Below are 24,896 nucleotides of genomic sequence, written 5' to 3'. Positions count from 1 at the left end.
GGCGCGCCCGACGACGACGGTGCCAGGATCGCCGGGTGCCCACCCTGCTGCCCGTGACGTTCGCGCCCTTCACCGACCCCGAGCAGCCGGTGCTCGACGTGCCCGCCGCGGGCGCGCGCCTGCGCCCCTGGCGCCCGGAGGACGCCCCGGCGGTGCGCGAGGTGTACGCCGACGAGGCGATCCAGCGGTGGCACGTGCGCGTCCTGGAGTCGGACGACGAGGCGCGCGAGGTGGTCGACGGCTGGCGTGCGGGCTGGGCCGACGGGCGCGAGTCGAGCTGGGCGGTGGCGGACGCCGCCGACGACGCCGTCGTGCTCGGGCGCATGGTCGTCAAGACGTTCGACCCGCACGGCGTGGGGGTCGTCGCGTACTGGACGGCCCCGGCGGCGCGGGGCCGGGGGGTGGCGCCGGCCGCGCTCGACGTCGCCGCCGCGTGGGCGTTCGACGCCGGCTTCCACCGCCTCGAGCTGGTGCACTCCACGGTCAACGCGCCGTCGTGCCGCGTCGCCGAGAAGGCGGGGTTCGAGGCCGAGGGCGTGCTGCGGCAGTCCGTGCGGCACCTCGACGGCTGGCACGACATGCACGTGCACGCCCGGGTGGCCGGCTGACGCCCGCCGTGGACGTCGCGCGGGCGTCGGCGGGCCGTGGAAGCATCGCACCGTGACCAGCAACGACGCCGACCGGCTGCGTGACCTCGCGCTGCTGCGGCGGGTGCGCGACCGGATGGACCGGGAGTTCGCGCAGCCGCTGGACGTGGAGGCCCTGGCCCGCGGCGTGCACATGTCGGCGGGGCACCTGAGCCGGCAGTTCAAGGCCGCGTTCGGGGAGTCGCCGTACAGCTACCTCATGACGCGCCGCATCGAGCGGGCGATGACGCTGCTGCGCCGGGGCGACCTGAGCGTCACGGAGGTGTGCTTCGAGGTGGGGTCGTCGTCGCTCGGCACGTTCAGCACCCGGTTCACGGAGCTGGTGGGGATGTCGCCCAGCGAGTACGCGCGGCGGGCCCGGTCGTCCGCGGCGGGGGAGCTGCCGTCGTGCGTCACGAAGCAGGCCACCCGACCGGTCAGGAATCGAGAAGCGCCGGCCGTGGACCTCCACCTAGCGTGAATTCCATGAGCGACATCGACATCACCATCCACACGACCTTCCTCCCGCACACCGACCCGGAGGCCTCCCTCGGCTTCTTCCGTGACCTGCTCGGTTTCGAGCTGGTCCAGGACGTCGGCCAGGGCGACATGCGCTGGCTGACCTTCGTCTCGCCGGCGCAGCCCGAGACCCGCCTCGTCCTCACCCCGCCCGCCGCCGACCCCGGCGTCACCGAGGACGAGCGCCGCACCATCCGCGAGCTCATGGCCAAGGGCAGCTACCAGTCGATCATCCTCGGCACGAAGGACCTGGACGGCGTCTTCGCCAAGCTCCAGGCCGCCGACGCCGAGGTGGTCTCCGAGCCCACCGAGCAGCCGTGGGGCGTGCGCGACTGCGCCTTCCGCGACCCCGCGGGCAATATGGTCCGCATCGACCAGGTCGGGTGAGCGTCGTGACCCAGCAGACGACGAAGCGCCCGAAGGGCACGCCCGGACGGCTGTCCCTGTGGATCCAGCGGCAGGCCAACGCCAGCACCGCGAAGAAGATCCGCCGCAAGGGCGGGCAGATGATGGGCATGGACCTGCTGGTGCTGCACACCGTCGGCCGCCGCACGGGCGAGGCGCGGGAGAACCCGCTGGCCTGGTTCGACGACGGCGCGGGCGGCCGGCTCGTGGTCGCGTCGGGCGGCGGCACCCGGCATCCCGGCTGGTTCACGAACCTCGTCGCGCACCCGGAGCAGGTCGCGGTCGAGCTGCACGGGTCCGGCACCACGCCGGTGACGGCGCACGTGCTCGACGACGCCGAGCGCGCCCGGGTGTGGCCGGCGATCGCCGCGGCCGCGCCGACCATCGACAAGCACCAGAGCAAGAGCGACCGGCAGTACCCGGTCGTCCGCCTCGTCCCGGACGGCGCCTGACGTGTGCGTCCCCGGGTTCCCGCGCCTCACCCGGACGACCGCCGTCCACGCCGACGGCAGCGAAGGAGTGGTCATGAGGTTCCGTGCGATCGTCGAGCCGGCCTCGACGATGAAGGGCCTCGAGGTGCCGCCGGAGGTCGTCGAGGCCCTCGGCGGCGGCGCCCGGCCGCCGGTGACGATCACCGTGAACGGCCACACGTGGCGCAGCCGGGTCGCGATCATGCGGGGCCGGCACCTGCTGGGGCTGAGCCGGGCGAACCGGGAGGCCGCGGGCCTCGAGGTCGGCGCCGAGGTGGAGGTCGAGCTGGTGCTCGACACCGAGCCGCGGGTCGTCGTCGAGCCCGACGACCTCGCCCGCGCGCTCGACGCCGACCCCGTCGCCCGTACGGCGTACGATGCCCTTCCGCCGGGCCGCCGTCGCCGCCTCGTGCTCGACGTCGACGGGGCCAAGCAGGCCTCGACACGCGCCCGCCGTATCGACAAGGCTCTTGCCGAGCTGCGCGGCTGAGCCGCCGCACCGACCGAAGGAGCGCAGGTGACCGTCGCGGACCCGTCGACCCCCACCCCGTCCGGCACGACGGCGAGCGTCGTCGCGGTGCACGCGAGCGCCGTCCACGGCTTCAGCAAGCCGGCCCTCGACGAGGTGGTCCTCGTCGAGGGTGTGGGGGTCGAGGGCGACGCGCACGCCGGGGTCACCGTGCAGCACCGCAGCAGGGTCGCCGCGGACCCGTCGCAGCCGAACCTGCGCCAGGTGCACCTCATCCACGGCGAGCTCTTCGACCGGCTCGGCGCCGCCGGCCACGACGTGGCGCCGGGGGACCTGGGGGAGAACGTCACCACCCGCGGGATCGACCTGCTGGCGCTGCCGGTGGGCACCCGGCTGACGATCGGCGACGCCGTCGTGACCGTCACCGGCCTGCGCAACCCCTGCCAGCAGATCAACGACTTCCGGCCGGGACTGCTCAAGCAGCTGCTGCGCCGCGGGGACGACGGCGAGGTGGAGCGGCTCGCCGGGGTCATGGGCATCGTCTCGCGGGGCGGCTCGGTCCGGCCCGGGGACGCGGTCGAGGTCGAGCTGCCGGCGCCGCCCCACCTGCCCCTCACCCGCGTGTGAGCCTGTCCGCCCCCACCGGCGTCCCCGCCACCACGATCGAAGGAGCACCGCCGTGACCGCCACCGAGTCCCGCGCCGGGTCCCCCGCCGCGACGTCGTCGCACGCCGCCGACGCGCACGACGTCATCCGCGTGCAGGGCGCACGCGAGAACAACCTGCGCGACGTGGACGTCGAGATCCCCAAGCGCCGCCTCTCCGTGTTCACGGGGGTGTCGGGCTCGGGCAAGAGCTCGCTGGTGTTCGCGACGATCGCCGCCGAGTCGCGGCGCCTCATCGACGAGACGTACTCGACGTTCGTGCAGGGCTTCATGCCGTCGCTGCCGCGCCCGGACGTGGACGTCCTGGAGGGCATCACCACCGCGATCCTCGTGGACCAGGAGCGGATGGGCGCCAACGTGCGGTCCACGGTCGGCACCGTCACCGACGCGAACGCGATGCTGCGCAACCTGTTCAGCCGCGTCGGCGAGCCGTACGTCGGCCCGCCGACGGCGTTCTCGTTCAACATCCCGACGTCGACGGCGAGCGGCGTGTTCAGCACCGGCAAGGCCGGGGGCGAGGTCGAGAAGAAGGTCGTGCGCAACCAGGTGTACCTGGGCGGCATGTGCCCCGAGTGCGAGGGCCGTGGCACGGTCTCCGACCTCGACCTGTCCGTCATCGTCGACGAGTCGCTGTCCCTGCGCGACGGCGCGATCCTCGTGCCCGGCTACAAGGCCGACGGCTGGATGGTGAAGGGCTTCTCGGAGTCGGGGTTCGTCGACGGCGACAAGCCGGTGCGCGACTACACGGAGGCCGAGCGGCACGACTTCCTCTACCGGGAGAAGGGCAAGGTCAAGGCCCTCGGGATGAACATGACCTACCAGGGCCTCATCCCCAAGCTGCGCGAGTCGATGTTCAGCAAGGCGCCCGAGTCGCTGCAGCCGCACCTCCGGGCGTTCGTGGAGCGGGCCGCGGTGTTCGTGCCCTGCCCGCAGTGCGACGGCACCCGGCTCAACGAGTCCGCCCGGTCGGCGAAGGTCAACGGCGCCGGCATCGCGGACGTGTGCCGGATGCAGATCACCGACGCCGCCGAGTGGGCGCGCGGGATCGACGAACCCGGCGTCGCGCCGCTGGTCGGCGCCCTGCTGCACCTGTTCGACAAGTTCGTCGAGATCGGGCTGGGCTACCTGTCGCTGGAGCGGCCGGCGGGCACCCTGTCGGGCGGCGAGGCGCAGCGCACCAAGATGATCCGCCACCTCGGGTCCGCGCTCACCGACGTCACGTACGTCTTCGACGAGCCGACCGTCGGCCTGCACCCGCACGACATCGAGCGGATGAACGGCCTGCTCCTGGAGCTGCGGGACAAGGGCAACACCGTGCTCGTCGTCGAGCACAAGCCGGAGGCGATCGCGATCGCCGACCACGTGATCGATCTCGGCCCCGGCGCCGGGACCGACGGCGGGACCATCTGCTTCGAGGGCACGCTGGAGGGGCTGCGCGCGAGCGGCACCCTCACCGGCCGCCACCTGGACGACCGCGTCACCGTCAAGGAGTCCGTCCGGGAGCCGTCCGGGGCGCTCGAGATCCGCGGCGCCTCCCAGAACAACCTGCGCGACGTCGACGTCGACGTCCCGACCGGCGTCCTCACTGTCGTCACGGGCGTCGCGGGCTCCGGCAAGAGCTCCCTCATCCACGGCAACCTCGCCGGTCGCGAGGGCGTCGTCGTCGTCGACCAGGGCGCGATCAAGGGCTCGCGCCGCTCCAACCCGGCCACCTACACCGGGCTGCTGGAGCCGATCCGCAAGGCGTTCGCGAAGGCGAACGGCGTGAAGCCGGCCCTGTTCAGCGCGAACTCCGAGGGCGCGTGCCCCACCTGCAAGGGCAACGGCCGCATCTACACGGAGCTCGGCTTCATGGAGACGGTCGAGACGCCGTGCGAGGACTGCGGTGGCAGGCGGTTCATGGCGTCGGTGCTGGAGTACACGCTCGGGGGCAAGGACATCGCCGAGATCTTCGACCTGTCGGTCGCGCAGGCGCACGCCTTCTTCCGCGAGGGCGAGGCGAAGATCCCGGCGGCGCACAAGATCCTCGCCCACCTGGAGGACGTCGGGCTCGGCTACGTGAAGCTCGGCCAGCCCCTCAACACCCTGTCCGGCGGCGAGCGGCAGCGGCTCAAGCTCGCCATGCACATGGGCGAGAAGGGCGGCACGTACATCCTCGACGAGCCCACCACCGGTCTGCACCTGGCCGACGTGGCGAACCTGCTGGGCCTGCTGGACCGGCTCGTGGACGCCGGCAAGACGGTGATCGTCATCGAGCACCACCAGGCCGTCATGGCGCACGCCGACTGGATCATCGACCTCGGGCCGGGCGCCGGGCACGACGGCGGCACGGTCGTCTTCGAGGGCACGCCCGCCGACCTCGTGGCCGCCCGCTCCACCGTGACCGGCGAGCACCTCGCGGACTACGTCGGCGCCTGATGCGGGACGGCGGGAGGGAGCGATGAACCGCTTCGAGGGGCGCGTCGCGTTCGTGACGGGGGCCGCCCACGGCATCGGTGCGGCCGTCGTCCGGCGGCTCTCCGCCGAGGGCGCGGCCGTGGTGCTGGCCGACGTCGACACGGCGGCGGCCGAAGAGACGGTGGCCGCCCTGGCGACCGTCGCGCGCGAGCGCGCGCTCGTCGTGCCCTGCGACCTCACCGACCGGGCGTCGGTCGAGGCGGCGATGGAGTCCGCCGTCGCCCGGCACGGCCGCCTCGACGCGGTGGTCAACGTCGCGGGCGGGGCGCTGCCGCACCCGGACCAGCTCGACGGCGGCACCGACGACGACTGGGCGGCCACCGTGGACCTCAACCTCGCGGGGCCCGCGCGCGTGGTCCGCGCCGCCGCGCCGCACCTGGCCCGGCCGGGCGGCGCCGTCGTGCTGGTCGGGTCGGTCAACGGGCTCGCGGCGTTCGGCGGCGACGCCTACTCCGCCGCGAAGGCCGGGCTGGTCGTGCTGGCCAAGAACCTCGCCGTCCGGCTCGGGCGGGACGGCGTGCGCGTCAACGTCGTCGCGCCCGGCACCGTCCGCACCCGCGTCTGGGACGACCAGGGCGGCCCCGACCGCCTCGCCCCGATGTACCCGCTGGGCCGCGTCGGAGAGCCGGAGGACATCGCCGCCGCCGTCGCGTTCCTCGCGTCCGACGACGCCGCGTGGATCACCGGGGTGACGCTGCCCGTGGAGGGCGGCGTGCTCGCCGGGCCGCTCGCCGCGTTCGCCCGCCTCGCCGACGGGACCTGAGCGGTCCGGGATATCGTGACGAGACGGCCCGACGAGCACGGAGGGGGACGGCATGGGTGAGGCCCTGCTCGTGCTGGCGCGCGACGTGTCGTCGTCGCTCGCCGTCCTGCTCGGCACGCCGACACTGACGACCCTGCTCCTCCTGGTCGGCGCCGCCGGCCTCGCCGCGATGGCACTGAGCTTCGTGGCGCGCGCGACGGCGGTCGGGCCGCGCCTGCTGCCCGTGACCGAACGGGTCCTGCGGCGCGACGACGAGCTCCCGCCCCTCGTCGCCCAGAGCGATCCCCACGCGCCCGGCCGCCCGCGGCCGCGAGCTCCCGGCGTCCTCGCCGGCTGAGCACCCCTCGGGCCCTGCCCTGACCGTCCGCGCCCCGGACGGCACGACGTCGCGCGCTGCGCGGCGGACCCCGCGCGCCCGCGGGGTGCTCGGCGAACGCGCACCCGACCGTTCGACCGAGGACACCCCATGGATCTCTTCGCCCTGCCCCCTGTCGCCGCCGTGCTCGGCGGCGCGTACCACGCCCTGATGAGCCTGACCCACCTGCTCGAACCTGCCTTCGGTGTCGCCGCCGCGGCGGCCGCCGTCGTCGCCGTGACCCTCGCCGTCCGCGCCGCACTGATCCCCGTCGGCGTCTCGCAGGCGCGGGCCGAGCGCACCCGGGTGCGGCTCGCGCCCCGCATCGCCGAGCTGCAGCGCCGGCACCGCAGGGACCCCGAGGCGCTGCAGCGCGCCACGATGCAGCTCTACGCCGACGAGGGCACCACGCCCCTGGCGGGCTGCCTGCCGATGCTGATGCAGGCCCCGGTGGTCGGGGCCGTCTACGCGGTGTTCGTGCACGCGGAGATCGCCGGCGGCGCCAACGCCCTGCTCGGCCACACGCTGTTCGGCGTGCCGCTCGGCACGAGCCTCGCCGGGGTGCTCTCCGGCGGGGCGCCGGGCGTCGCGGCGGTCGTCGTGCTCAGCGGGCTCGTGCTCGCCGTGGCGCTCGTCGGCGAGCTGTCACGGCGCGCCGCGCTGCCCGGCGGGCCGCTGGCCGTCCCCTCGGTCACCCCGCCGGCCGGGGCCCCGGGGGTACAGCGCGCCCTCGGTGCGCTGCAGTTCGTCACCGCCGCCGTCGCGTGCGTCGTCCCGCTCGCCGCGGGGCTGTACCTCCTGGTGACGGTGGTGTGGACCCTGGTCCAGAGAGTCCTGCTGCGCCGGCGCTTCCCGCTCCAGCCCGAGGGCGGCGTACGACCGGCGCTACCGTGACGCCATGTGGTTCGAGCGGCCGGGTTCGACCCCCGCGGTGCGCACGGTGTGGCGCGCGACCGTGGAGGAGCAGGGGGAGTACCTCGTGGCGGGCTCGGAGTATTGGGGCATCTCCTTCATCCGTCGCGCCGACGGGAGCCTCGGCGGCGAGCTCGACGGGCCGAGCCTGAGCGCCCGCAGCACGACCAGCGTCGTGGGGGAGAGCTACTGGGGCGTGGAGCTGGCGCCGTTCGTGGTGGTCACGGGCCTCGACAAGCAGCCGGTGCTCGGGGCCACCGTCGACCTGCCGGTGCGCTCCGGGCAGGTGCGGCTCGGGGAGCGGTGGACGACACTGCCGGCCTTCGACGAGCTCGAGGACTGGGTGGACGAGATGGTGCGTCTCGGCCCGCTGGGCGTGGACGACGGCGTGCGCGCGGCGCTCGACGGTCAGCGGGACGGCGCGTCGCCGCGCACCTGGCAGCGCCGCTACCGGCGCACGGTCGGGCTGACGGCGGGGCAGGTGGAGCAGGTCAGACGGGCCGAGCGGGCCTACGCCCTCCTGCAGGGCGGTGTCGCGCCGGCGGAGGCGGCGGCGCGGGCCGGGTTCGCCGACCAGGCGCACCTGACCCGCAGCCTGCGCCTCATCCGTGGGCGGACCCCGGCGGCGGTGCTCGCGGCCGCCGCCCGCCGACGGCCCGCCCGGTGACGTTCTCGTTCAAGACCGGCCCCCGGCCGGCGCGGTGTGATGGCGGGGACGAAAGGAGCCACCATGGCCGTCCCCCCAGGATTCTCGACGATCAACCCGTTCATCATCAGCCGCGACGTCGAGAACCTCATCCTCTTCCTCGTCGACGTGTTCGACGGCGTCGAGCATCCCGACGCGCGGACCGTCGACCGCGACGGGCTGCTGCTGCACGCCGAGCTCCAGATCGGCGGCACCACCGTCATGTTCGGCGAGCGCAAGCCCGGCTGGCCGTTCACCCCCTCCCTGCTGCAGGTCTACGTCGACGACGTGGACACGGTGCTCCAGCGGGCGCGAGCCGGTGGCGCGGACGTCGTGACGGAGCCCACCGCGTTCTTCGGCGAGGTCTTCGCCCGCTTCGTCGACCCCTGGAACAACCTGTGGTGGGTGTACTCCACCCCGCAGGACGACGCCGCGGGCGAGTGGGCGGAGGCCGGCGACGGTGCCGAGGGCGAGGCCGAGAGCGACGTCGAGTGGGAGCCGACGCCGGAGCTGACCTACATCCGCGACACCCTCGTCGCCACCCTGCCCCGTCTGCAGGACCCCGTCGCCTGAGCCGCGGTCACGTCCTCGCCCGCCGCCCCGTCGGGAGTGCAGGACGCGCCGACGGGGCGCGCCGACGGAGGAGGACGGCATGGCACGCATCCTGGTCACCGGCGGTACGGGACATCTCGGCAGGCTGGTGGTGCCGCGCCTGGTACGCACCGGCGCACAGGTGCGGGTGCTCAGCCGCAGCCCGCACGCGGACGGGGACGGCGTGCGGTACGTCGTCGGGGACTGGTCGACGGGCGAGGGCCTGGCGCAGGCCGTGGGCGACGCGGACGTCGTCGTCCACCTCGCCGGCGACCAGCTGCACAACGAGGAGACGGCGCGGGCGCTGGTCCGGGCGATCCGCGACGCGGGCAGCGAGCCGCACCTGGTGAACGTCTCCGTGGTGGGCGCGGAGAAGGTGCCGGTGAGGTCGGGGTTCGACCGTCGCGCTCTCGGGTACATGGAGAGCAAGCTCGCCCAGGAGCGCGTGCTGGAGGAGTCCGGGATCCCGTGGAGCAACCTGCGCGCCACGCAGTTCCACGAGCTGGTGCTCATCGCCGCCCAGGCCCTCGCGAAGCTGCCGGTCGTGCCCACGCCGTCCGGCTGGCGGGCGCAGCCGATCGCGGGGGACGAGGTCGCGGCACGGCTGGTCGAGCTCGCCCTCGACGACCCGCAGGGGCGGGTGCCCGACGTCGCCGGGCCCGAGATCCACACGTTCCGCGGCATGGTCCGCGACTACCTCGACGCGGTGGGGTCGCACCGCCCGACGATGCCGGTGCGCGTGCCGGGCGCGGCGTCGCGGGCCTATGCGGCGGGCGGCAACCTCGCGCCCGACCGCGCCGTCGGCAAGCAGACGTGGGCCGAGTTCCTCGCGGAGCACGTCGCGCGGCGCTGAGCCACGACGAGGTCAGAGGTCGACGCGCATCACCGCGCGGCGCGCCGTCGGGCGGCTCACCTCGCGGAACCCGGCGGCCTCGAACACCGACGCCACCCCGACGTAGAGCTCGCCCCACGAGTCGCTGTACCCGGGCTCGACGACCATCGGGTAGCCCTCGACGGCGCGTGCCCCGCGGGAGCGGGCGTGCTCGACGGCGGCGGCGGTGAGAGCCGCGCTCACCCCGCGGCGGCGGTACCCGGCGCGGGTGACGAAGCAGACCACGGCCCACACGCCGTCGTCGTCCTTGTCCTCCTCCCGCCCCGACCAGGGCACACGTGCCGTGCGCAGCCGGGGGTACGCGGTGCGGGGTTCGACGGCGCACCAGCCGGCGGGCTCGCCGTCGAGCCAGGCGACCAGCCCGCTGGTGGTCGGGGCGTCCGGCTCGCCGCAGTGCGTGTCGCGGCGCAGCGCGGCCGCCCGCTCCTCGCGGGCGGTCTCGCGCCAGTCGGACGACGGCGTCTGGAACCACCGGCACTGGCAGCGCGCCCCCTCGCCGCGCGGGCCGAGCACGGTCTGCAGGTCGTCCCACGTCGCCTCGTTCGCCGGCCGGACCACGATGTCGGACGTCATCGCCCCATCGTGCCCGGCCGCCCGGCTGCTCTCCACAGGTGTCGACCGTCCCGGAGAACCGGGGTCAGGCCGCGCGGTCACCCTTGAGCACGCCGTAGACGAGGGTGTCTGTCCACTCGCCCTTGGACCACCAGTCCTGACGCAGGTGCCCCTCGCGCCGCATGCCGACGCGCTCGCACAGGCGGGCGGACGGCTCGTTGCGGGCGTCGAGCTGCGCGACGACGCGGTGCATGCGGTAGAAGCCGAACGCCAGGTCGAGGACGGCGCGCACCGCCTCGGTCGCGAAGCCCTGGCCCGTGAACTCGGGGTGGAAGACCCAGCCGATCTCCCCGCGGGAGACGGTGTCGCCCGTCGTCCACAGGGCGACGTCCCCGACGACCTGGCCGTCGTGCTCCACGATCAGCGCGAGGGCGGAGCCGGGCTCGTCGATGCGGGTGCGCGCGAGCCGCTTCGCGAGCTGCGCCTCGGCGACGTCCGGCGTCCACGGCTCCTCGAGCAGGTAGCGCGCCACCTCCGGGTCGGCGTAATAGGCGAGCAGGGGCTCGAGGTCCTCCGCGCGGTGCGCGCGCAGGACCAGTCGGCCCGTGGTCACCGGCAGCGGGGTCTCGGTCGTCACGGTCAGGCACCCTACGCGCCGGGGCGGGCGAACCGCGACGTCGGACCTCGAAATGTGCGTGACGCGGACCCCCGGTGCGGCGCACCGTGGAGGCATGAGCACCTCCGCGGCCACACCGACGTGGCGCCTGGTCGAACCGCCCCGCGCCGACCGGCTCGACGCCCCCGAGGCCTGGGCGTACCACGGCGTCGCGGCGCTGGAGCGGGCCGTGGGGCTGGCCGACCTGGGGCACGACGACCTCGCGCCCCGGGGCGTCGACCTGCTGGTCGGCGACCGCCACCAGGAGCACGCGCGCCACCACCGGCTCGTCGCGCTGGACGGCGAGGCCGAGGACGGCTCGCCGCGCGTCGTCGGGCACGGCGTGCTCGTCCTGCCCGTCTCCGACAACCGGCACCTCGCCGTCGTGCGGATCGCGGTGCTGCCCTCCCACCGCGGGCGGGGGATCGGGTCGGCGATCGCGGACCGGCTGCGCCGGGTCGCGCTCACCGAGTGCCGCACCACCGTGTTCGCGGAGGTCGAGCTCGCCGTCGAGCCGCCCGCCGACGCCCCCGACGCGCTCGCGCCCCGGGAGGGCCCGGGCCACGTGTCCGCCGCCCTGCCCGGCATGCGGTTCGCCCGCCGGGCAGGGCTGGGGCTGGAGATCGTGGCGCGGCGGTCCGTCCTCGCCGTCCCGCTGCCCGACGACGTCGTCGACCGGTTCGTGGCGGACGCCGCGGCCCGCGCCGGCGACGCCTACCGGCTGCACACCTGGCAGGACCCCGCGCCCGAGCGGTGGGTCGACCAGCTCGCGGCGCTGGAGCACAGCCTGTCCGAGGACGAGCCCAACGGCGGCCTCGCGCTCGAGGCCGAGCGGTGGGACGGCGCGCGCATCCGCCTGGAGGAGGCGAAGCGGGCCGAGATCGGCGGGACCGGGCTCGTCACGGTGGCCGAGCACGTCGCCACCGGCACCCTGGCGGGGATGACGCTGCTCGCGTGGGACGAGGACCGCCCCGAGCTCACCGAGCAGGACAGCACCGTGGTGCTGGCCGGGCACCGTGGCCACCGGCTCGGCATGCTCCTCAAGGCGGTGAACCTGCGCGAGCACACGCGCCTGCGCCCCGCCGCGCGCCGGATCTCGACGTGGAACAACGAGACGAACGGCCCGATGCTGGCGATCAACGTGGCCCTGGGGTTCCGGCCCGCGGGCGGCTCGGCGGAGCTGCAGGCGCCGCTCGCCGACGTCGTGCCCCTCAGCCGGGGCTGACCTTCGAGCAAGCGATCCGCCGGGCCCACGACACGGATGGCGCGACGGATCGCTTGCTCGAAGGTCAGGGAAGGGGGATCTCGAGGGGCTCGCCGGGGGCCAGGCGGCGGTACCCGGCGCCCCCGAGCCCGCCCGCGACGCGGTCGACCAGCGCCAGGCCGGCGTCGTTGAGGATCGCGTCGTGGATCGGCACGGCGACGCGCGGCGCCACCAGGCGCACGTAGTCGATCGCCTCCGCGAGCTTGAGCCACGGCGCCGCGACCGGCAGGGCGAGCACGTCGACCCGGACGCCCTCGGGGGCGGGGGTGAACGAGTCGCCCGGGTGCAGCACCGTGCCGTCGACGAGGAACGCGACGTTGGCCGGCGGGGTCATGTCCGGGTGGATGGTCGCGTGCACGTGCCCGAGGGCCTGCACCGCGAACCCCGCCGCGTCGAAGGAGTCCCCGCCGTCGACGGCGTGCAGCCGCTCGGCGGGTGCGCCGGCCTCGGTGAGCTGCTCGACGACGGCGGCCGGGGCCCACAGCGCGGGCCCGCCGTCGGCGGCCGACGCGGCCGCCACACGGGGCACGTCCACGTGGTCGACGTGCTCGTGGGTGACGAGCACGGCGTCGGCGCCGTCGAGGATGCGCGGGTCCGTGAACGTCCCGGGGTCGATGACGAGGACGCGCCCGTCGCGCTCCAGGCGGACGCCGGCGTGGCCCCAGGTGGTGAGGGTGAGGGAGGACATGGCGCCCATCCTGGACCCGCTACCTGGGGGCGCGCTCGACGGTGGGCCCGGAGGTGTGCTCGAGCAGGGCAGGGAGGAGCACGTCCCACGACGACGGCGGCGCGACCTGGTGGCCGACGCCGTCGAGCACCAGCAGCCGCGCCCCGGGGATCTCCGCGGCCAGCGCGGCGCCGTGACCGGGGAACAGCGGGTCCTCGCGGCCGTGCACGACGAGCGTCGGCACGGTGAGGTCCGCCAGGGTGCCCTCGAACGGGGCCCCGGGGTCCGCGGCGAAGTGGTTCGTCCCGGCGGTGGCGTCGATCGAGCGCTCGACGGCGCGGGTCGCGAGGGCGCGGGTGCGCGACTCGTCGAAGTCGCCCCGGCCGGTGAGCGCGCGGTCGTCGGCGACGACGGCCTCGATCAGCGCGTCCGCGTCGCCGGGGTCGGGGGAGGGGCCGTCCCACAGGCCCGCGAGCTCGGGGGCGGACGGGGGGAGCGCGGCGTCGTCCGGCCCGGCGAACGCGCGCGTCGTGGACATCAGCGTGGCCGAGGCGACCCGGTCGGGGCGCTCCAGCGCGAGCTCCTGGACCATCGCGGCGCCCGCCGAGAGGCCCACGAGGTGCGCCCGCACGACGCCCAGGTCGTCGAGCACCCGCAGCGCGTCCTCGGTGAGGTCGCGGCTCGTGTAGTCGGGGGCGCCGGGCGGGCAGGTGACGGAGCGGCCCGTGTCGCGGTGGTCGTACCGGACGACGCGGCGCCCGCCCGCGGCCAGCGCGGCGCAGAGGTCCGCCGGCCACCAGTCCATCGACGACGCCACGCCGCCGAGCAGCAGGATCGTCGGGTCGGCGGGGTCCCCGACGGCCTGGTAGCACAGCGGGGCCGCGCCGTCGGTGAAGAGCTCCGGGCCGAGGGCTTCACCGTCCGCGGGCCCGACGGACGAGGGGTCAGGAGGTCGCGTCATGAAGGAGGGACGAGGCAGCCCGGCCGGACTCATCGCTCGACGGCGTCGGACCTTCCCGGTCGAGTCCCACCCGCCGACCGTCGAGCGCGGCACTCGAGGCTCACCGCGGCAGTTCGAGCTGCCGCGCCGAGCTGAAGGTGCCGCGCCGAGCGCTCGGCCATCGCCGAGTGCTCAGGCGGCCGTCAGGCGCAGCAGCGCCTGGACCGGGGTGTGGTCGCTGGGCCAGCGGCCGTCCTGCCGCCAGGTGCTGGTCGCCGCGGCGCGCACCTCGACGCCGGGGGAGGTGAGGATCCAGTCGATGCGCTCGCCGCCCGGCACCGGCTCGCCGTAGTCGGGGAACGTGCCGACGTCGGGGGTGAGCCGTCGGTCGGCGACCACCCAGGCGTCGTGCAGGCCGCCGTCGGTGACGAGCACGTCGTAGGGCGCGGACCGCTCGGCGGGCGCGTTGCAGTCGGCGGTGAAGACGGCGGGGAGCCCGGACCCGGTGACGAGGTCGCGCACCACCTCGGCGCTGCGCACGCGGGCGGGCTCCGACTCGTGGTCGAAGTGCGAGTTCACGTGCACGAGATCGGCGCCCGTGCGCTCGTCGCGGAACCGGGCCCACGTGACGACGCGCGGGTAGACGTGGTCCCACGTCGAGCCCGCCAGCCGGGGCGTGTCGGACAGCCAGAACTGGTCCCACCACAGCAGCGACAGCCGACGGGCGTCGTAGACGATCGCGGAGTGCTCCCCGGCGGCGCCACCCTCGCGGCCGTGCCCCACCGACCGGTAGTCGTCGCCCAGTGCGTCGGTGACGGTCGTGAGCTGCGCGAAGTGCGCCTCCTGGACGCCGAGCAGCGTCGGCCGCTCCCGCGCCAGCAGCCGGCCGACGAGGGGCGCCCGGTCCGGCCAGTGGTCCGGGCTGCCGGGGAGCGTGTCGTCGATGGCGCAGCGGACGTTGAGGCTCATCACGTGCAGCAGGTCGGCGTCGGGCGCGCCGACCAGCGGGGCGTCGTCGGGCGCGGCGGGGAGGGTGTCGGGCACGGCCGCCACCGTACCCGGGCACCCGCCCGCTGCTAGGTTCGGGCGCATCGTGACCGACCCCTCCCGAGACGCCGCCCCGCCCGCCGCCCGCCCCGACACCGACGCCGACGCCGACGCCGACATCGACACCGACACTGCTCGACTCGTCGCCTGGGGCCAGGAGCTGCGCTCCGTCCACGCCCGGCTCCGCGACGCCCTCGAGGTCGCGCGCGAGGCCGTCGACTCCGCCGGCGACGCCGCGCCTGCCCCGTCCGACGGCGCCGACCCGCGCCGCCTGCTCGGCCTCTACTGGCACGGCTTCTGCCAGGCGCTCGAGGGCCACCACCGCGGCGAGGACGCCACCGTCTTCACCGCCCTGCTCGACCTGCGCCCGGACCTCGCGGGAGTCGTCGCCGAGCTGCAGCGCGACCATCGGCTGCTCGACCACCTGCTCGGCGAGCTGGCCCGCGCGGTCGACGCCGGCGCGGACGCCGCCGCGCTCGACCGGCACCTGGACGGCATCGACGCCGTCATGGAGACGCACTTCCGGTACGAGGAGAAGCGGCTGATCGCCGTGCTCGACGAGCCGGCCCTCGCCGTCGCCCTGGCCGGGACCGACCGGCGCGCCGCCCTGGGTCCCCTCGCCTGAGCCGTGCGCGACCGGCCCGCGCGCTCGCGGCGGCAGCTCGCGCTCGTGGCGGCAGCTCGGACTGCCGCGCCGAGCCGGAAGTGCCGCGCCGAACGGTGCCGACGGGCTGTCACCTCGTCGGGCGGGACGACGGCGCACGTCGGGCAGACTGGGCGCACCGCCGTCCCGCACCGCCCGAGAGGTCCGCCATGCCCGCCACGCCCGTGTCCCCCCGTCCGCCGCTGTCCGTCGTCGGCCGCGTCTTCGCCGTCGTCGCCGTGATCGAGGCGTTCACCTGGGCGGGCCTGCTGGTCGGGATGTTCCTCAAGTACGTCACGGAGACGACGGAGGCGGGCGTCTGGCTGTTCGGCCGCCTGCACGGCGCGGCGTTCGTGGCGTACGTGGTGGTGGCGCTGGTGGCGGCGGTGAAGCTCCGCTGGGGCTGGTTCCGCGCGCTGGTGGCGCTCGCGGCCGCCGTCCCGCCCCTGACGACGCTGCTCGCCGAGTGGTGGCTGCGCCGCACGGGCCACCTGAGCGAGCCGGCGGCGCCGTCGTCGGCAGTGTCGTCAGAGAAGTCCGTCGAGACCCGGCTCGACGACGAGACGACGGTTTCCTGATCGTTACCCCGCCCGCCACGCCGGCGTCGCCCGGCGCCGCTACGGTGCCCCTGATATCTCCTCACCTCAGGGAGCACTCATGTCCTTCGTCCGTCCCCTCGCACGCCGGCGGACCGCCGGCGTCGCGTGCGTGACCCTCGCCTTCGCGGGGATCGCCACCGCCGGCGCCGCGTCCGCCAGCGCCGACCCGATCGTCGACGTCCAGATCCTCGCCACCAACGACTTCCACGGCCGCATCCAGGCGAACGGCACCGAGGCCGGCGCCGCGGTGCTGGCCGGGGCGGTGCAGCAGCTGCGCGCCGAGAACCCGAACACCGTGTTCGCGGCCGCGGGCGACCTCATCGGCGCGTCCACGTTCGAGTCGTTCATCCAGCACGACAAGCCCACGATCGACGCCCTCAACGCCGCGGGCCTCGACGTGTCGGCGGTCGGCAACCACGAGCTCGACCAGGGCTACGACGACCTCCTGAACCGCGTCATGGCGCCCTTCGACGCCGAGACGAACCCGTACGGCGGCGCGCAGTGGCAGTACGTGGCCGCGAACCTCAAGATGAAGGCGACCGGCGACGACGCCGTCCCCGCCACGTGGATCAAGGACTTCGGCGACGTGCAGGTGGGCTTCGTCGGGGCCGTCACGGAGGAGCTGCCCGCCCTCGTCAGCCCCGCGGGCATCGCGGACCTCGAGGTGCGCGGCATCGTCGACTCGGTGAACGAGGAGACCGACGAGCTCAAGGCCGAGGGTGCCGACCTCGTCGTCATGCTGGTGCACGAGGGCGCGAAGTCCACGGACTGCGCCGCGATGCCGACGGCGGACGACGCGTTCGCCGAGATCGTCAACGACGTCAGCCCCGACGTGGACGCCATCGTCTCCGGGCACACGCACCTCGCGTACGACTGCGCGTTCCCCGTGGACGAGTGGGCGGGGAAGGCCGTGACGGAGCGCCCGGTCGTCTCCGCCGGCCAGTACGGCTACAACCTCAACCAGCTCACGTACTCGGTGGACGCCGCGACGGGCGAGCCGGTCGGCGTCGAGACGGGGATCCTGCCGCTGGCGGGCCAGTACCCGGCCGACCCGGCCGTCACGTCGATCGTGTCGGACGCCGTCGCGGAGGCTGACGTGCTCGGCGCCGAGCCGCTGGGCCAGATCGGCGGGGCGTTCAACCGCGCCAAGCTGTCCTCCGGCGCGGAGAACCGCGGCGGGGAGTCCACGCTGGGCAACCTCGTCGCCGAGGTGCAGCGCTGGGCCACGGAGGCCCCCGAGTCGGGCGCGGCGCAGATCGCGTTCATGAACCCGGGCGGCCTGCGGGACGACATGGTCGGCAGCGGCACGGACGCCTTCCCGCGCACGCTCACGTACAAGCAGGCGGCGGCGGTGCAGCCGTTCGCCAACACGCTCGTGAACATGGACCTCACGGGCGAGCAGATCAAGACGGTCCTCGAGCAGCAGTGGCAGCGCGACAAGGACGGCAACGTGCCGTCGCGGCCGTTCCTGCGGCTCGGCGTCTCCGAGGGCTTCACGTCCACCTTCGACGCGAACCGGCCCGAGGGCGACCGCATCACCGGCATGTGGCTGGACGGCGAGCCGATCGACCCGGCGGCGTCGTACTCCGTCACGGTGAACTCGTTCCTCGCGTCGGGCGGCGACAACTTCCGCGCCTTCGCGGACGGCGCCAACGCCCGCGACACGGGCAAGGCCGACCTCGCGGCGTTCGTCGACTACATGGCGACGCACGCCGCAGGAGAGCCGCTCGCCGTCGACCCGGGCCAGCGCGCCGTCGGCGTCTCGTTCCCGGCCGACGCCCCCGAGGCGTACGAGCCCGGTGCGACCGTCGCGTTCGACGTCTCCTCCTGGTCGATGTCGGCGCCCGGCGACGTCACCGACCCGGAGCTCACGGTGTCCCTCGGCGACCAGGTGCTCGGCACCGCCGCCGTGGACAGCACCGCGGGCACCGAGCCGTACGACACGATCGGCACCGCGTCGGTCGCCGTCGAGCTGCCCGCCGACGCCCCGTCCGGCGCCGCGACGCTCACCCTGTCCGGCGCGGCGACCGGCACCGAGGTCACCGTGCCGATCGAGGTGGCGGAGCCGGCGAAGGCCACGCCGACCCTCACGGTCGACGCGCCGAAGACCGCCGTCGCCTGGTTCCAGCCGGTGCGCCTCGCGGTGTCGGTCGAGACGCCGGACGGCACGCCCACCGGCAAGGTCACCGCGACGGTCGACGGCAAGAAGGTCGACACCGCCACGCTGAACAAGAAGGGCGACGCGCGCCTGTGGGCGGGGCCGTTCAAGTCCGGCACCGTCGAGGTGGAGGTCCGCTACTCCGGCGACGACACCACCGAGGCCGCCACGACGACCACCACCATCCGGGTGAAGAGCCTGTGGGAGGTCATCTTCGGCGGTCTGTGACGGGGTGCCCCGACACGTCGCGCATGAACCGCCCGGCCCGATGCTCCCCTGAGCATCGGGCCGGGCCGTTCGGTGTGTCGATGCGCCGTCAGGCGCGACGGCGCAGGTGCAGCACCAGGGCCGCCACCCCGCCCAGGAGGCCGAGCACCAGCAGCATCCCGCCTGCGAGCGCCGCCGGGTCCGCCGGGCTGGACTCCATCTCGGTGCGCATCGTGGTGGTGCCGTCCGCGAGCTCGACCGTCCCGGCCGCCAGCTCGCCGGCGCCGGAAGCCAGCTCCGCGCTGCCGTCGGAGAGCTCCGTGGCGCCCGACAGGAGCCGTCCCGCCCCGGCGGAGAGCTCGCCGGAGCCCGTGGCGAGCTCCGTCGCGCCGTCGTCGAGACGCTCGCTGCCCTTGCGCAGCCGCTCGGCGCCCGCCGCGGCGTCGGTGGCGCCGGTCGCGAGCTCGTCCAGGCCGTCCTGAAGACGGCCGGCGCCCGCCTCCGCGTCGTCGAGCCCGGTCGCCAGACGCCACGCGCCCGCCTCCGCGTCGCCCAGCTTGGTGGAGAGACGCGTGCTGCCGGCGGCGACGTCGACGGCACCAGCCGCGAGGGCGGGCGTCTTGCCCGCGAGCTCGGCCGCACCCGTCGCCACCTGGTCCGTCCCTGCCGCAACCCGCAGCGAGCCCGCGGCCAGCGCATCGGCACCCACGGCGAGCTCCGCCGTCCCGGTGGCCAGGGAGCGTGCGCCGGTGTCTGCTGCCGCGACGCCGGCCGCGAGCGCTGCCGTCTTCTCGGCGATGGTCGCGTTGCCGGCCGAGACCCGCTGTGCACCGTCGTTCAGCGTGACGCTCTTGCCGGCGAGGTTCTTCATCCCCGCGTCGAGGTCGACGGAGCCGGCCGCGACCTTGCTCGCACCGGTGGCGGCAGCGCTGGCGCCTGCCTGGAGCCGCTTGCCACCGGCGAGGACGGCCGAGACGCCGTCGCTGACCCTGGCGGTACCGTCCGCGAGGCTGGCGGAACCGGCAGAGAGCCTCGTCGCTCCGGAGAGGAGGCCCTCCTTCTCGTCGTTCAGCCCCGCGTCGAGGAGCTGGGCGCCGTCGCGGAGGCTCGCCGCTCCAGCACCGAGCTTGTCCAGGGACCCGGCAAGCGTCGTCGCGCCGTCACGGCTCTGCGTGACACCGTCAGCGACCCCAGAGGCACCCGCCGCGACCTTCTCCGCCTGAGCGGCAAGGGCCTCGAGCCGTGCACGGGCGTCGGGGTCGGCGGTGGCAGAGGCGAGCTCCGTGAGCTGCCGGGCGATCCCGGACGTCCCGGCCGCGACGTTCGAGGCGCCTGCCTGAGCAGCCTTCAGGCCCTCGACCAGCTTCGCGCCGCCGGCCGCGGCCTCGTCGGTGCCAGCCGCGAGCCTCGTCGCGCCCGCGGCCGTGGTCGATGCACCGGCGGCGGCCTTCTGGGTGCCGGCGACCAGCGCCTCGGCGCCCGACGCCAGGGCGGCAGCTCCGTCGGAGGCGTCCTTCGCTCCCGCCTCCAGCTTGGGGCCGCCGTCCATGATCGAGTTCAGTCCCTCCGAGAGGCTGGCGACCCCGTCGGAGACTGCGGCCGCGCCGGTCGTGAGATCACCGGAGCCCTCGGCGAGCGCGCCACTGCCGTCGACGAGTGCCTTCGTGCCGTCGGCGACCGAGCTGGCCCCCGCCGCGAGCGGCTCCGCGCCGTCGGCGATGGCGCTCGAGCCGGTCGCAAGCTGCGTGGTGCCCGAGGCCAACGAGTCGGCGCCATTGGCCGCGACCTGGTTGCCGTCGCGCAGGGCGAACGCCCCGCCCGCCACGATGAGGGCGCCGTCGGCGGTCTGGCCGGACCCCGTTGCCAGCCTGCCCGCCCCGGCGTCGGCACGGGCGGCGCCGTCGGCAACCTTCTCTGCGCCCGCGGCGAGGGTGGCGCTGCCGTCGTGGAGCTGCGACGTGCCGTCAGCGAGCTCACTGCTACCGGCGCGGAGCCGCATCGTGCCGTCGTGCAGCTCGACGATGCCCTCGGAGGCGCGGGTCGCCCCGGGGCTCAGGCGGTCGTTGAGCCCCTCGGACAGCTCGGCGGCGCCGGTGGTGAGCTGGGCCGTCCCGGCCGTGAGGTCGTCGGTCCCGTCGACGAGGCGGGCGGTGCCGTCGGACAGGTCGGACGTGCCGTCGGCGAGGGTGCCGGCACCCTCGGCGAGGCGGCCGCTGCCGTCGGACAGGTCGGCGGCTCCGTCGCGCACGGCGGTGGCGCCCGCGTCCAGGCGGGTGGCGCCGTCGGCGACCTTGCCGTCGAGCAGGACGAGCACCACGAGCGCGACGAGGGCCGCGAGCGCGAGCGCCGCGATGGCGGTGACCGTGGACGCGGCGTGGCCGCGGGGTCGGCGGGGTACGGGGGCGGTCGGGTTCATCGGGCCTCACTCCGGTCCGCGTCGTCGTCGACGCAGGCGTCCGCACGGCTCGGGGCCGTGGCCCGTCGTCGTCGACGGGTCTTGGGGGAGACTACTGAGGTTGCCTCAATAAGGGGAAGATGCGGGTGGATTTCACCCGCTCGACTGGCTCAGCCCCAGTCGCAGACGTCGTGCACGAGGCCGTAGACGGCGGCGCGCTGCTCGTCGGTCATCGGCACGTAGATCACCGGCTGCGGCGCGCCGTCGACCTCGGCGTGCACGGGCAGGAACGTGCCGCGCTTGTCCTCCGCCACGACGTGCGGGTCGCAGCGCGCGGGCACGACGTCGAGCACGACCGCGCCGTCCGTCTGACCGGCCAGGTCGTCGCCCGTCCAGGCGGTGCCGGCGGCAGGGGAGAGCAGCGTCGTGCCGGAGACCTCGACGAGCCGTGCGTCGGGACCGCCGGGGACCGGCTCGACGGCGAGCGTGATGCGGCCGCCGGGCGCGTCGCCGTCGGGCGTGGGGACGTCCGCGGCGCGCACGTCGGTGACGCGCAGCGTGACCCCCGACGCGACGAGCCGCTCGGCGCACGCCTCCGCGTGCACGGCGGCGAGCCGGGCCAACGGGTCGGTGACGTCCACCTCGACGGTGGTCCCCGCGGGCGTGCTCCCCGGGGAGGCCTCGCCCGCCGCCAGGCGCACCGTCGCCGTCGCGACCGGCGTCGTCTGCGCGTCCGCGCCCGACCGGGCCGCGGGGGCGTCGGCGTCGCAGTCGACCTCCCCCAGCCGCAGCCGCACGTCGCGCCCGGCGTCGGGCGCGAGGATGCGCGCGCGTGTCGGCCCGTCGGGGGCGCTCGGGCCGTAGCCCGGCGCGTCGAGGGTGCCGCCGAGCAGCGTCACCGCCTGGTCGGAGCCGTTGACGACGTGCAGCGTGGCCCGGCGGTCGGCGTACTGGGTGCGGTCCTGCCGCAGCTCGGCGCTCAGGCCCTGCGCGACGCCGCTCGGCAGCGGCGCGGCGTCGTCGCCCGGCGAGGTGCAGGCCGTCGCCGCGACGACGATGCCGAGACCCACGACGAGCCCGACGGCGAGCCCGACGCGGGCACGGCGGACCCGCACGTCACGCCCCCTCCGCCGACGACGAGCGCGCGGGGCGGTCGATGACGCGCGTCATGACCAGCGACGTGCGCGTCTTGTCCACGCGCGCGCTGCCGCGGATGGCCTCGACGGTGCGCTCCACGTCGGCCATGTTCCCGGCCATGATCTGCACCATCGCGTCGGCCTCGCCGGTCACGGTGTCGACCCGCACGATCTCGGGGATGGTCGCCAGGTCGCGGCGCAGCGTGGCCGGGGAGACGTTGCCGCGGCAGAACAGCTCCACGTAGGCCTCGACGCCCCAGCCGAGCTCCTCCGGCGCCACCCGCACCGTGAACCCGGTGATCTCGCCGCGCGCCAGCATCACGTCCACCCGCCGCTTCACCGCGGGCGCGGACAGCCCCACGTCGGCGCCGATGTCGGCGTAGGTCGCGCGCCCGTCGCGCAGCAGGTGGCCGACGATCCTGCGGTTCACCGCGTCCATGTCGCCACCATGCCCGAATTCTTCAGCCGCCGCGCACGATCCGTCACGTCGGCGCCCCGAACGCGCAACGGATCGTGCGTCGGGCGCAACGTCCGCGGCCCTAGCGTCCCGGTCATGACGGCCCTCACCACGCCGACGACGACGTCGGCCACGGTTCCCCAGCCCGCGAGCGCGGAGCGCACGGCGACCCCGCGCCGCTTCCTCATGTGCCCGCCCACCTACTTCGACGTGGTCTACGAGATCAACCCGTGGATGGACCTCGGCGTGCCGGTCGATACCGGCCGGGCGCTCGCGCAGTGGGAGCACCTGCGCGCCACCTACGAGGCCCACGGCCACCACGTCGAGGTGATCGACCCCGTGCCCGGCCTGCCCGACATGGTCTACGCCGCGAACGGCGGCGTGGTGCTCGGCGGCCGCGCGCTGGCCGCCCGGTTCACCTACCCGGAGCGGCGGCCCGAGGGGATCGCGTACGAGAAGTGGTTCGCCGGCGCGGGCGACGGCGTCGTCAGCCTCGGCCAGGCGGCCGAGCAGAACGAGGGCGAGGGCGACCTGCTGCTCGTCGGCGACGTCATGCTCGCCGGCACCGGCTTCCGCACCTCCCGCGCCGCGCACGCCGAGGTCGCCGAGCTGCTCGGCGTCGAGGTCGTGACCCTCGAGCTCGTCGACCCCCGCTACTACCACCTCGACACGGCGCTCGCGGTGCTCGACGGCGGCCCGTCGCCGCTGGTCGCGTACCTGCCGGAGGCCTTCAGCCCGGCCTCGCAGGCCGTGCTCGCCGAGCGCTACCCGGACGCCGTCGTCGCCACCCCCGAGGACGCCGCCGTCCTCGGGCTCAACGCCGTCTCCGACGGGCTGCACGTGTTCCTCACCGACCGCGCCACCGGCATGCACGCCCGCCTGCGCGAGCGCGGCTTCGAGCCCGTCGGGGTCGACCTGTCCGAGCTGCTCAAGGGCGGCGGCTCCGTGAAGTGCTGCACCCTCGAGCTGCGTCCCGCCGTCGCCGCTCCCCTGAGCCAGGAGGCCCGCGCATGACCACGTCCACCAGCAGGCCCACCAGCAGGGTCCCGTTCCTCGACGTCGCGTCCATGGCGCGCTGGGTGGCTCACCGCGGCCCGGAGGCCCTCATCGGGCACCTCGTCGACGCCCTGGAGATCGACTTCGCCCGCTGGCCCGACCTGGACAAGCGCCCCCGCATCGCGTCGCACTCGCGCGACGGCGTCATCGAGCTCATGCCGACGTCCGACGACGTCACCTACGGCTTCAAGTTCGTCAACGGGCACCCCCGCAACCCCGCGCGCGGCTTCCAGACGGTCACCGCTTTCGGCGTGCTCGCCGACGTACCCAACGGCTACCCCACGTTCCTCGCCGAGATGACGCTGCTCACCGCGCTGCGCACCGCAGCGACGTCGGCGCTCGCCGCCCGCTACCTGGCGCGCTCCGGCTCGCGCACCCTCGCGCTGATCGGTGCGGGCTCGCAGTCGGAGTTCCAGGCCCTGGGGATGCGTGCGGCGCTCGGCATCACGCACCTGCGCGTCTGGGACACCGACACCGGCGCGCGGGCGAAGCTCGCCCGGCACGCGCGCGCCCTCGGCTTCGAGGTGCACGAGGCGAGCAGCGGGGAGGACGCCGTCACCGGCGCCGACGTGATCACCACCTGCACGGCGGACAAGGCGAACGCGACGGTGCTCACGCACGACATGGTGTTCCGCCTCGCCCACCCGGGCGTGCACGTCAACGCCATCGGCGGCGACTGCCCCGGCAAGACCGAGCTCGACCCGGCGATCCTGCGCGACGCCGAGGTGTTCGTCGAGTACGAGCCGCAGACCCGCGTCGAGGGCGAGATCCAGCAGACGCCGGACCTCGTCGTCACCGAGCTGTGGGAGGTCGTGGCCGGGCGCCGCGACGGGCGCTGCGGCGCCCCCGCCACGGCGGGGCCGGGGGAGACGTTCGCGCGGCACGCGGGCGACCGGCACACCCCGGACGACACCACCGTGACGGTCTTCGACTCCGTCGGGTTCGCCGTCGAGGACTGGGCCGCGCTGCGGTTCGTGCGCGACGACGTCCCCGACGCCCTGCTGCAGCACCTGGACCTCGTCGCCGAGCCGGAGGACCCGAAGGACCTCTACTCGCTGGTGCTCGCGGCCGAGGACGACGACCGTGCCGACGCCCGCCGCGCGCTGGACCGGCTCATGGGGCTGGCCGGGCGCGGCCACGTCGAGGCGCTCGCGACCGCGCGGTCCTGACCTGCGCCGTCGCACCGACCCCGGCCGTGGGGGGCCCCCCCCCCCCGGGGGCGCCCCCCCCCGCCGCGGCCCCCCGCGCGCGCCCGCGGGGCGGGGGCGCCGCCCGGGGGGGGGGCCGGGGGGGGGGGGGGGGGGAATGAAGC

The 24,896-nt window shown here is 75.2% G+C and carries 27 protein-coding genes; 19 read left to right on the top strand and 8 right to left on the bottom strand.

The window, feature by feature from the left end; translation table 11 throughout:
- Positions 1 to 35 precede the first annotated feature (35 nt).
- The 13 genes from ACFQ8T_RS00615 to ACFQ8T_RS00555 all read left to right on the top strand — a co-directional run bounded on the left by ACFQ8T_RS00615 (position 36) and on the right by ACFQ8T_RS00555 (position 9,769).
- Complete coding sequence (locus ACFQ8T_RS00615; protein ID WP_430544637.1) at positions 36 to 608, top strand: GNAT family N-acetyltransferase; 573 nt, start codon at positions 36 to 38, stop codon at positions 606 to 608.
- A 52-nt stretch (positions 609 to 660) separates the two neighbouring features.
- Positions 661 to 1,107 (top strand): helix-turn-helix transcriptional regulator, encoded by a 447-nt coding sequence (locus ACFQ8T_RS00610; protein WP_430544636.1) that lies wholly within the window; start codon positions 661 to 663, stop codon positions 1,105 to 1,107.
- A 14-nt stretch (positions 1,108 to 1,121) separates the two neighbouring features.
- Positions 1,122 to 1,532: a VOC family protein gene (locus ACFQ8T_RS00605; RefSeq protein ID WP_079574396.1), complete on the top strand. Its 411-nt coding sequence runs from the start codon at positions 1,122 to 1,124 to the stop codon at positions 1,530 to 1,532.
- Between the two features lie 5 nt (positions 1,533 to 1,537).
- Positions 1,538 to 2,002 carry a nitroreductase/quinone reductase family protein gene (locus tag ACFQ8T_RS00600; protein ID WP_430544635.1) on the top strand — a complete coding sequence of 155 codons (465 nt, stop codon included), beginning with the start codon at positions 1,538 to 1,540 and terminating at the stop codon, positions 2,000 to 2,002.
- A 73-nt stretch (positions 2,003 to 2,075) separates the two neighbouring features.
- The gene (locus tag ACFQ8T_RS00595; RefSeq protein ID WP_430544634.1) at positions 2,076 to 2,510 is read left to right on the top strand and encodes a YdeI/OmpD-associated family protein; all 435 of its coding nucleotides are present in this window, start codon (positions 2,076 to 2,078) and stop codon (positions 2,508 to 2,510) included.
- Positions 2,511 to 2,537: 27 nt separating this feature from the next.
- Positions 2,538 to 3,116: an MOSC domain-containing protein gene (locus ACFQ8T_RS00590; protein WP_430544633.1), complete on the top strand. Its 579-nt coding sequence runs from the start codon at positions 2,538 to 2,540 to the stop codon at positions 3,114 to 3,116.
- 52 nt (positions 3,117 to 3,168) lie between these two features.
- Entirely contained in the window at positions 3,169 to 5,571 is a 2,403-nt protein-coding gene (locus tag ACFQ8T_RS00585) for an ATP-binding cassette domain-containing protein (RefSeq protein WP_430544632.1), read from the top strand.
- Positions 5,572 to 5,593: 22 nt separating this feature from the next.
- Entirely contained in the window at positions 5,594 to 6,373 is a 780-nt protein-coding gene (locus ACFQ8T_RS00580; protein ID WP_430544631.1) for an SDR family NAD(P)-dependent oxidoreductase, read from the top strand.
- A 52-nt stretch (positions 6,374 to 6,425) separates the two neighbouring features.
- Positions 6,426 to 6,710 carry a DUF6412 domain-containing protein gene (locus tag ACFQ8T_RS00575; RefSeq protein WP_430544630.1) on the top strand — a complete coding sequence of 95 codons (285 nt, stop codon included), beginning with the start codon at positions 6,426 to 6,428 and terminating at the stop codon, positions 6,708 to 6,710.
- A 129-nt stretch (positions 6,711 to 6,839) separates the two neighbouring features.
- Entirely contained in the window at positions 6,840 to 7,622 is a 783-nt protein-coding gene (locus ACFQ8T_RS00570) for a YidC/Oxa1 family membrane protein insertase (protein WP_430544629.1), read from the top strand.
- A gap of 4 nt (positions 7,623 to 7,626) precedes the next feature.
- Positions 7,627 to 8,307, top strand: a complete 681-nt coding sequence (locus ACFQ8T_RS00565; RefSeq protein WP_430544628.1) for a helix-turn-helix domain-containing protein — start codon at positions 7,627 to 7,629, stop codon at positions 8,305 to 8,307.
- Positions 8,308 to 8,370: 63 nt separating this feature from the next.
- A complete protein-coding gene (locus ACFQ8T_RS00560; protein ID WP_430544627.1) occupies positions 8,371 to 8,898 on the top strand; it encodes a VOC family protein in 528 nt (175 codons plus the stop codon).
- A 79-nt stretch (positions 8,899 to 8,977) separates the two neighbouring features.
- Complete coding sequence (locus tag ACFQ8T_RS00555) at positions 8,978 to 9,769, top strand: SDR family oxidoreductase (RefSeq protein ID WP_430544626.1); 792 nt, start codon at positions 8,978 to 8,980, stop codon at positions 9,767 to 9,769.
- A gap of 12 nt (positions 9,770 to 9,781) precedes the next feature.
- Here the strand turns inward: ACFQ8T_RS00555 and ACFQ8T_RS00550 are convergent, their stop codons facing one another.
- Both ACFQ8T_RS00550 and ACFQ8T_RS00545 read right to left on the bottom strand, forming a co-directional pair.
- A complete protein-coding gene (locus ACFQ8T_RS00550; RefSeq protein ID WP_430544625.1) occupies positions 9,782 to 10,381 on the bottom strand; it encodes a GNAT family N-acetyltransferase in 600 nt (199 codons plus the stop codon).
- 64 nt (positions 10,382 to 10,445) lie between these two features.
- On the bottom strand, positions 10,446 to 10,997 hold the full coding sequence (locus ACFQ8T_RS00545; protein ID WP_430544624.1) for a GNAT family N-acetyltransferase: 552 nt from the start codon (positions 10,995 to 10,997) through the stop codon (positions 10,446 to 10,448).
- Positions 10,998 to 11,091: 94 nt separating this feature from the next.
- Here ACFQ8T_RS00545 and ACFQ8T_RS00540 point away from each other — a divergent pair, with 94 nt between their 5' ends.
- Entirely contained in the window at positions 11,092 to 12,240 is a 1,149-nt protein-coding gene (locus ACFQ8T_RS00540) for a GNAT family N-acetyltransferase (protein WP_430544623.1), read from the top strand.
- 64 nt (positions 12,241 to 12,304) lie between these two features.
- On the opposite strand, the gene ACFQ8T_RS00535 is transcribed toward ACFQ8T_RS00540, so the two are convergent.
- The 3 genes from ACFQ8T_RS00535 to ACFQ8T_RS00525 all read right to left on the bottom strand — a co-directional run bounded on the left by ACFQ8T_RS00535 (position 12,305) and on the right by ACFQ8T_RS00525 (position 14,930).
- Complete coding sequence (locus ACFQ8T_RS00535; protein ID WP_430544622.1) at positions 12,305 to 12,967, bottom strand: MBL fold metallo-hydrolase; 663 nt, start codon at positions 12,965 to 12,967, stop codon at positions 12,305 to 12,307.
- A 19-nt stretch (positions 12,968 to 12,986) separates the two neighbouring features.
- Positions 12,987 to 13,907 (bottom strand): alpha/beta fold hydrolase, encoded by a 921-nt coding sequence (locus tag ACFQ8T_RS00530; RefSeq protein ID WP_430544621.1) that lies wholly within the window; start codon positions 13,905 to 13,907, stop codon positions 12,987 to 12,989.
- Positions 13,908 to 14,078: 171 nt separating this feature from the next.
- Complete coding sequence (locus ACFQ8T_RS00525; protein ID WP_430544620.1) at positions 14,079 to 14,930, bottom strand: endonuclease/exonuclease/phosphatase family protein; 852 nt, start codon at positions 14,928 to 14,930, stop codon at positions 14,079 to 14,081.
- 49 nt (positions 14,931 to 14,979) lie between these two features.
- On the opposite strand from ACFQ8T_RS00525, the gene ACFQ8T_RS00520 reads away from it, so the two are divergent.
- The 3 genes from ACFQ8T_RS00520 (at position 14,980) to ACFQ8T_RS00510 (ending at position 18,561) form a co-directional block, all read left to right on the top strand.
- Positions 14,980 to 15,558 carry a hemerythrin domain-containing protein gene (locus ACFQ8T_RS00520; protein ID WP_430544619.1) on the top strand — a complete coding sequence of 193 codons (579 nt, stop codon included), beginning with the start codon at positions 14,980 to 14,982 and terminating at the stop codon, positions 15,556 to 15,558.
- A 188-nt stretch (positions 15,559 to 15,746) separates the two neighbouring features.
- Positions 15,747 to 16,154, top strand: coding sequence for a DUF3817 domain-containing protein (locus ACFQ8T_RS00515; protein WP_430544618.1), 408 nt, complete (start codon positions 15,747 to 15,749; stop codon positions 16,152 to 16,154).
- Positions 16,155 to 16,233: 79 nt separating this feature from the next.
- Positions 16,234 to 18,561, top strand: a complete 2,328-nt coding sequence (locus tag ACFQ8T_RS00510) for a 5'-nucleotidase C-terminal domain-containing protein (protein ID WP_430544617.1) — start codon at positions 16,234 to 16,236, stop codon at positions 18,559 to 18,561.
- A gap of 88 nt (positions 18,562 to 18,649) precedes the next feature.
- On the opposite strand, the gene ACFQ8T_RS00505 is transcribed toward ACFQ8T_RS00510, so the two are convergent.
- The 3 genes from ACFQ8T_RS00505 to ACFQ8T_RS00495 form a co-directional block, all read right to left on the bottom strand.
- Positions 18,650 to 20,956: a hypothetical protein gene (locus ACFQ8T_RS00505; protein WP_430544616.1), complete on the bottom strand. Its 2,307-nt coding sequence runs from the start codon at positions 20,954 to 20,956 to the stop codon at positions 18,650 to 18,652.
- A gap of 149 nt (positions 20,957 to 21,105) precedes the next feature.
- Positions 21,106 to 22,050: a hypothetical protein gene (locus ACFQ8T_RS00500; RefSeq protein WP_430544615.1), complete on the bottom strand. Its 945-nt coding sequence runs from the start codon at positions 22,048 to 22,050 to the stop codon at positions 21,106 to 21,108.
- A gap of 1 nt (position 22,051) precedes the next feature.
- On the bottom strand, positions 22,052 to 22,510 hold the full coding sequence (locus ACFQ8T_RS00495; RefSeq protein ID WP_430544614.1) for an Lrp/AsnC family transcriptional regulator: 459 nt from the start codon (positions 22,508 to 22,510) through the stop codon (positions 22,052 to 22,054).
- Between the two features lie 114 nt (positions 22,511 to 22,624).
- Here ACFQ8T_RS00495 and ddaH point away from each other — a divergent pair, with 114 nt between their 5' ends.
- Together ddaH and ACFQ8T_RS00485 are read left to right on the top strand one after the other, a co-directional pair.
- Positions 22,625 to 23,542, top strand: coding sequence for a dimethylargininase (ddaH, locus tag ACFQ8T_RS00490; RefSeq protein ID WP_430544613.1), 918 nt, complete (start codon positions 22,625 to 22,627; stop codon positions 23,540 to 23,542).
- Positions 23,539 to 24,753 carry an ornithine cyclodeaminase gene (locus tag ACFQ8T_RS00485; RefSeq protein ID WP_430544612.1) on the top strand — a complete coding sequence of 405 codons (1,215 nt, stop codon included), beginning with the start codon at positions 23,539 to 23,541 and terminating at the stop codon, positions 24,751 to 24,753. Before ddaH ends, ACFQ8T_RS00485 begins: the two co-directional genes overlap by 4 nt.
- The last annotated feature ends 143 nt before the right edge of the window (positions 24,754 to 24,896 follow it).

Origin of the sequence: Isoptericola sp. NPDC056618, from assembly GCF_042792715.1 — a bacterium.
Taxonomy (GTDB): domain Bacteria; phylum Actinomycetota; class Actinomycetes; order Actinomycetales; family Cellulomonadaceae; genus Isoptericola; species Isoptericola nanjingensis.
Note: the sequence above shows the minus strand (reverse complement) of the source record. Positions and strands in the feature narration are given on the sequence as shown.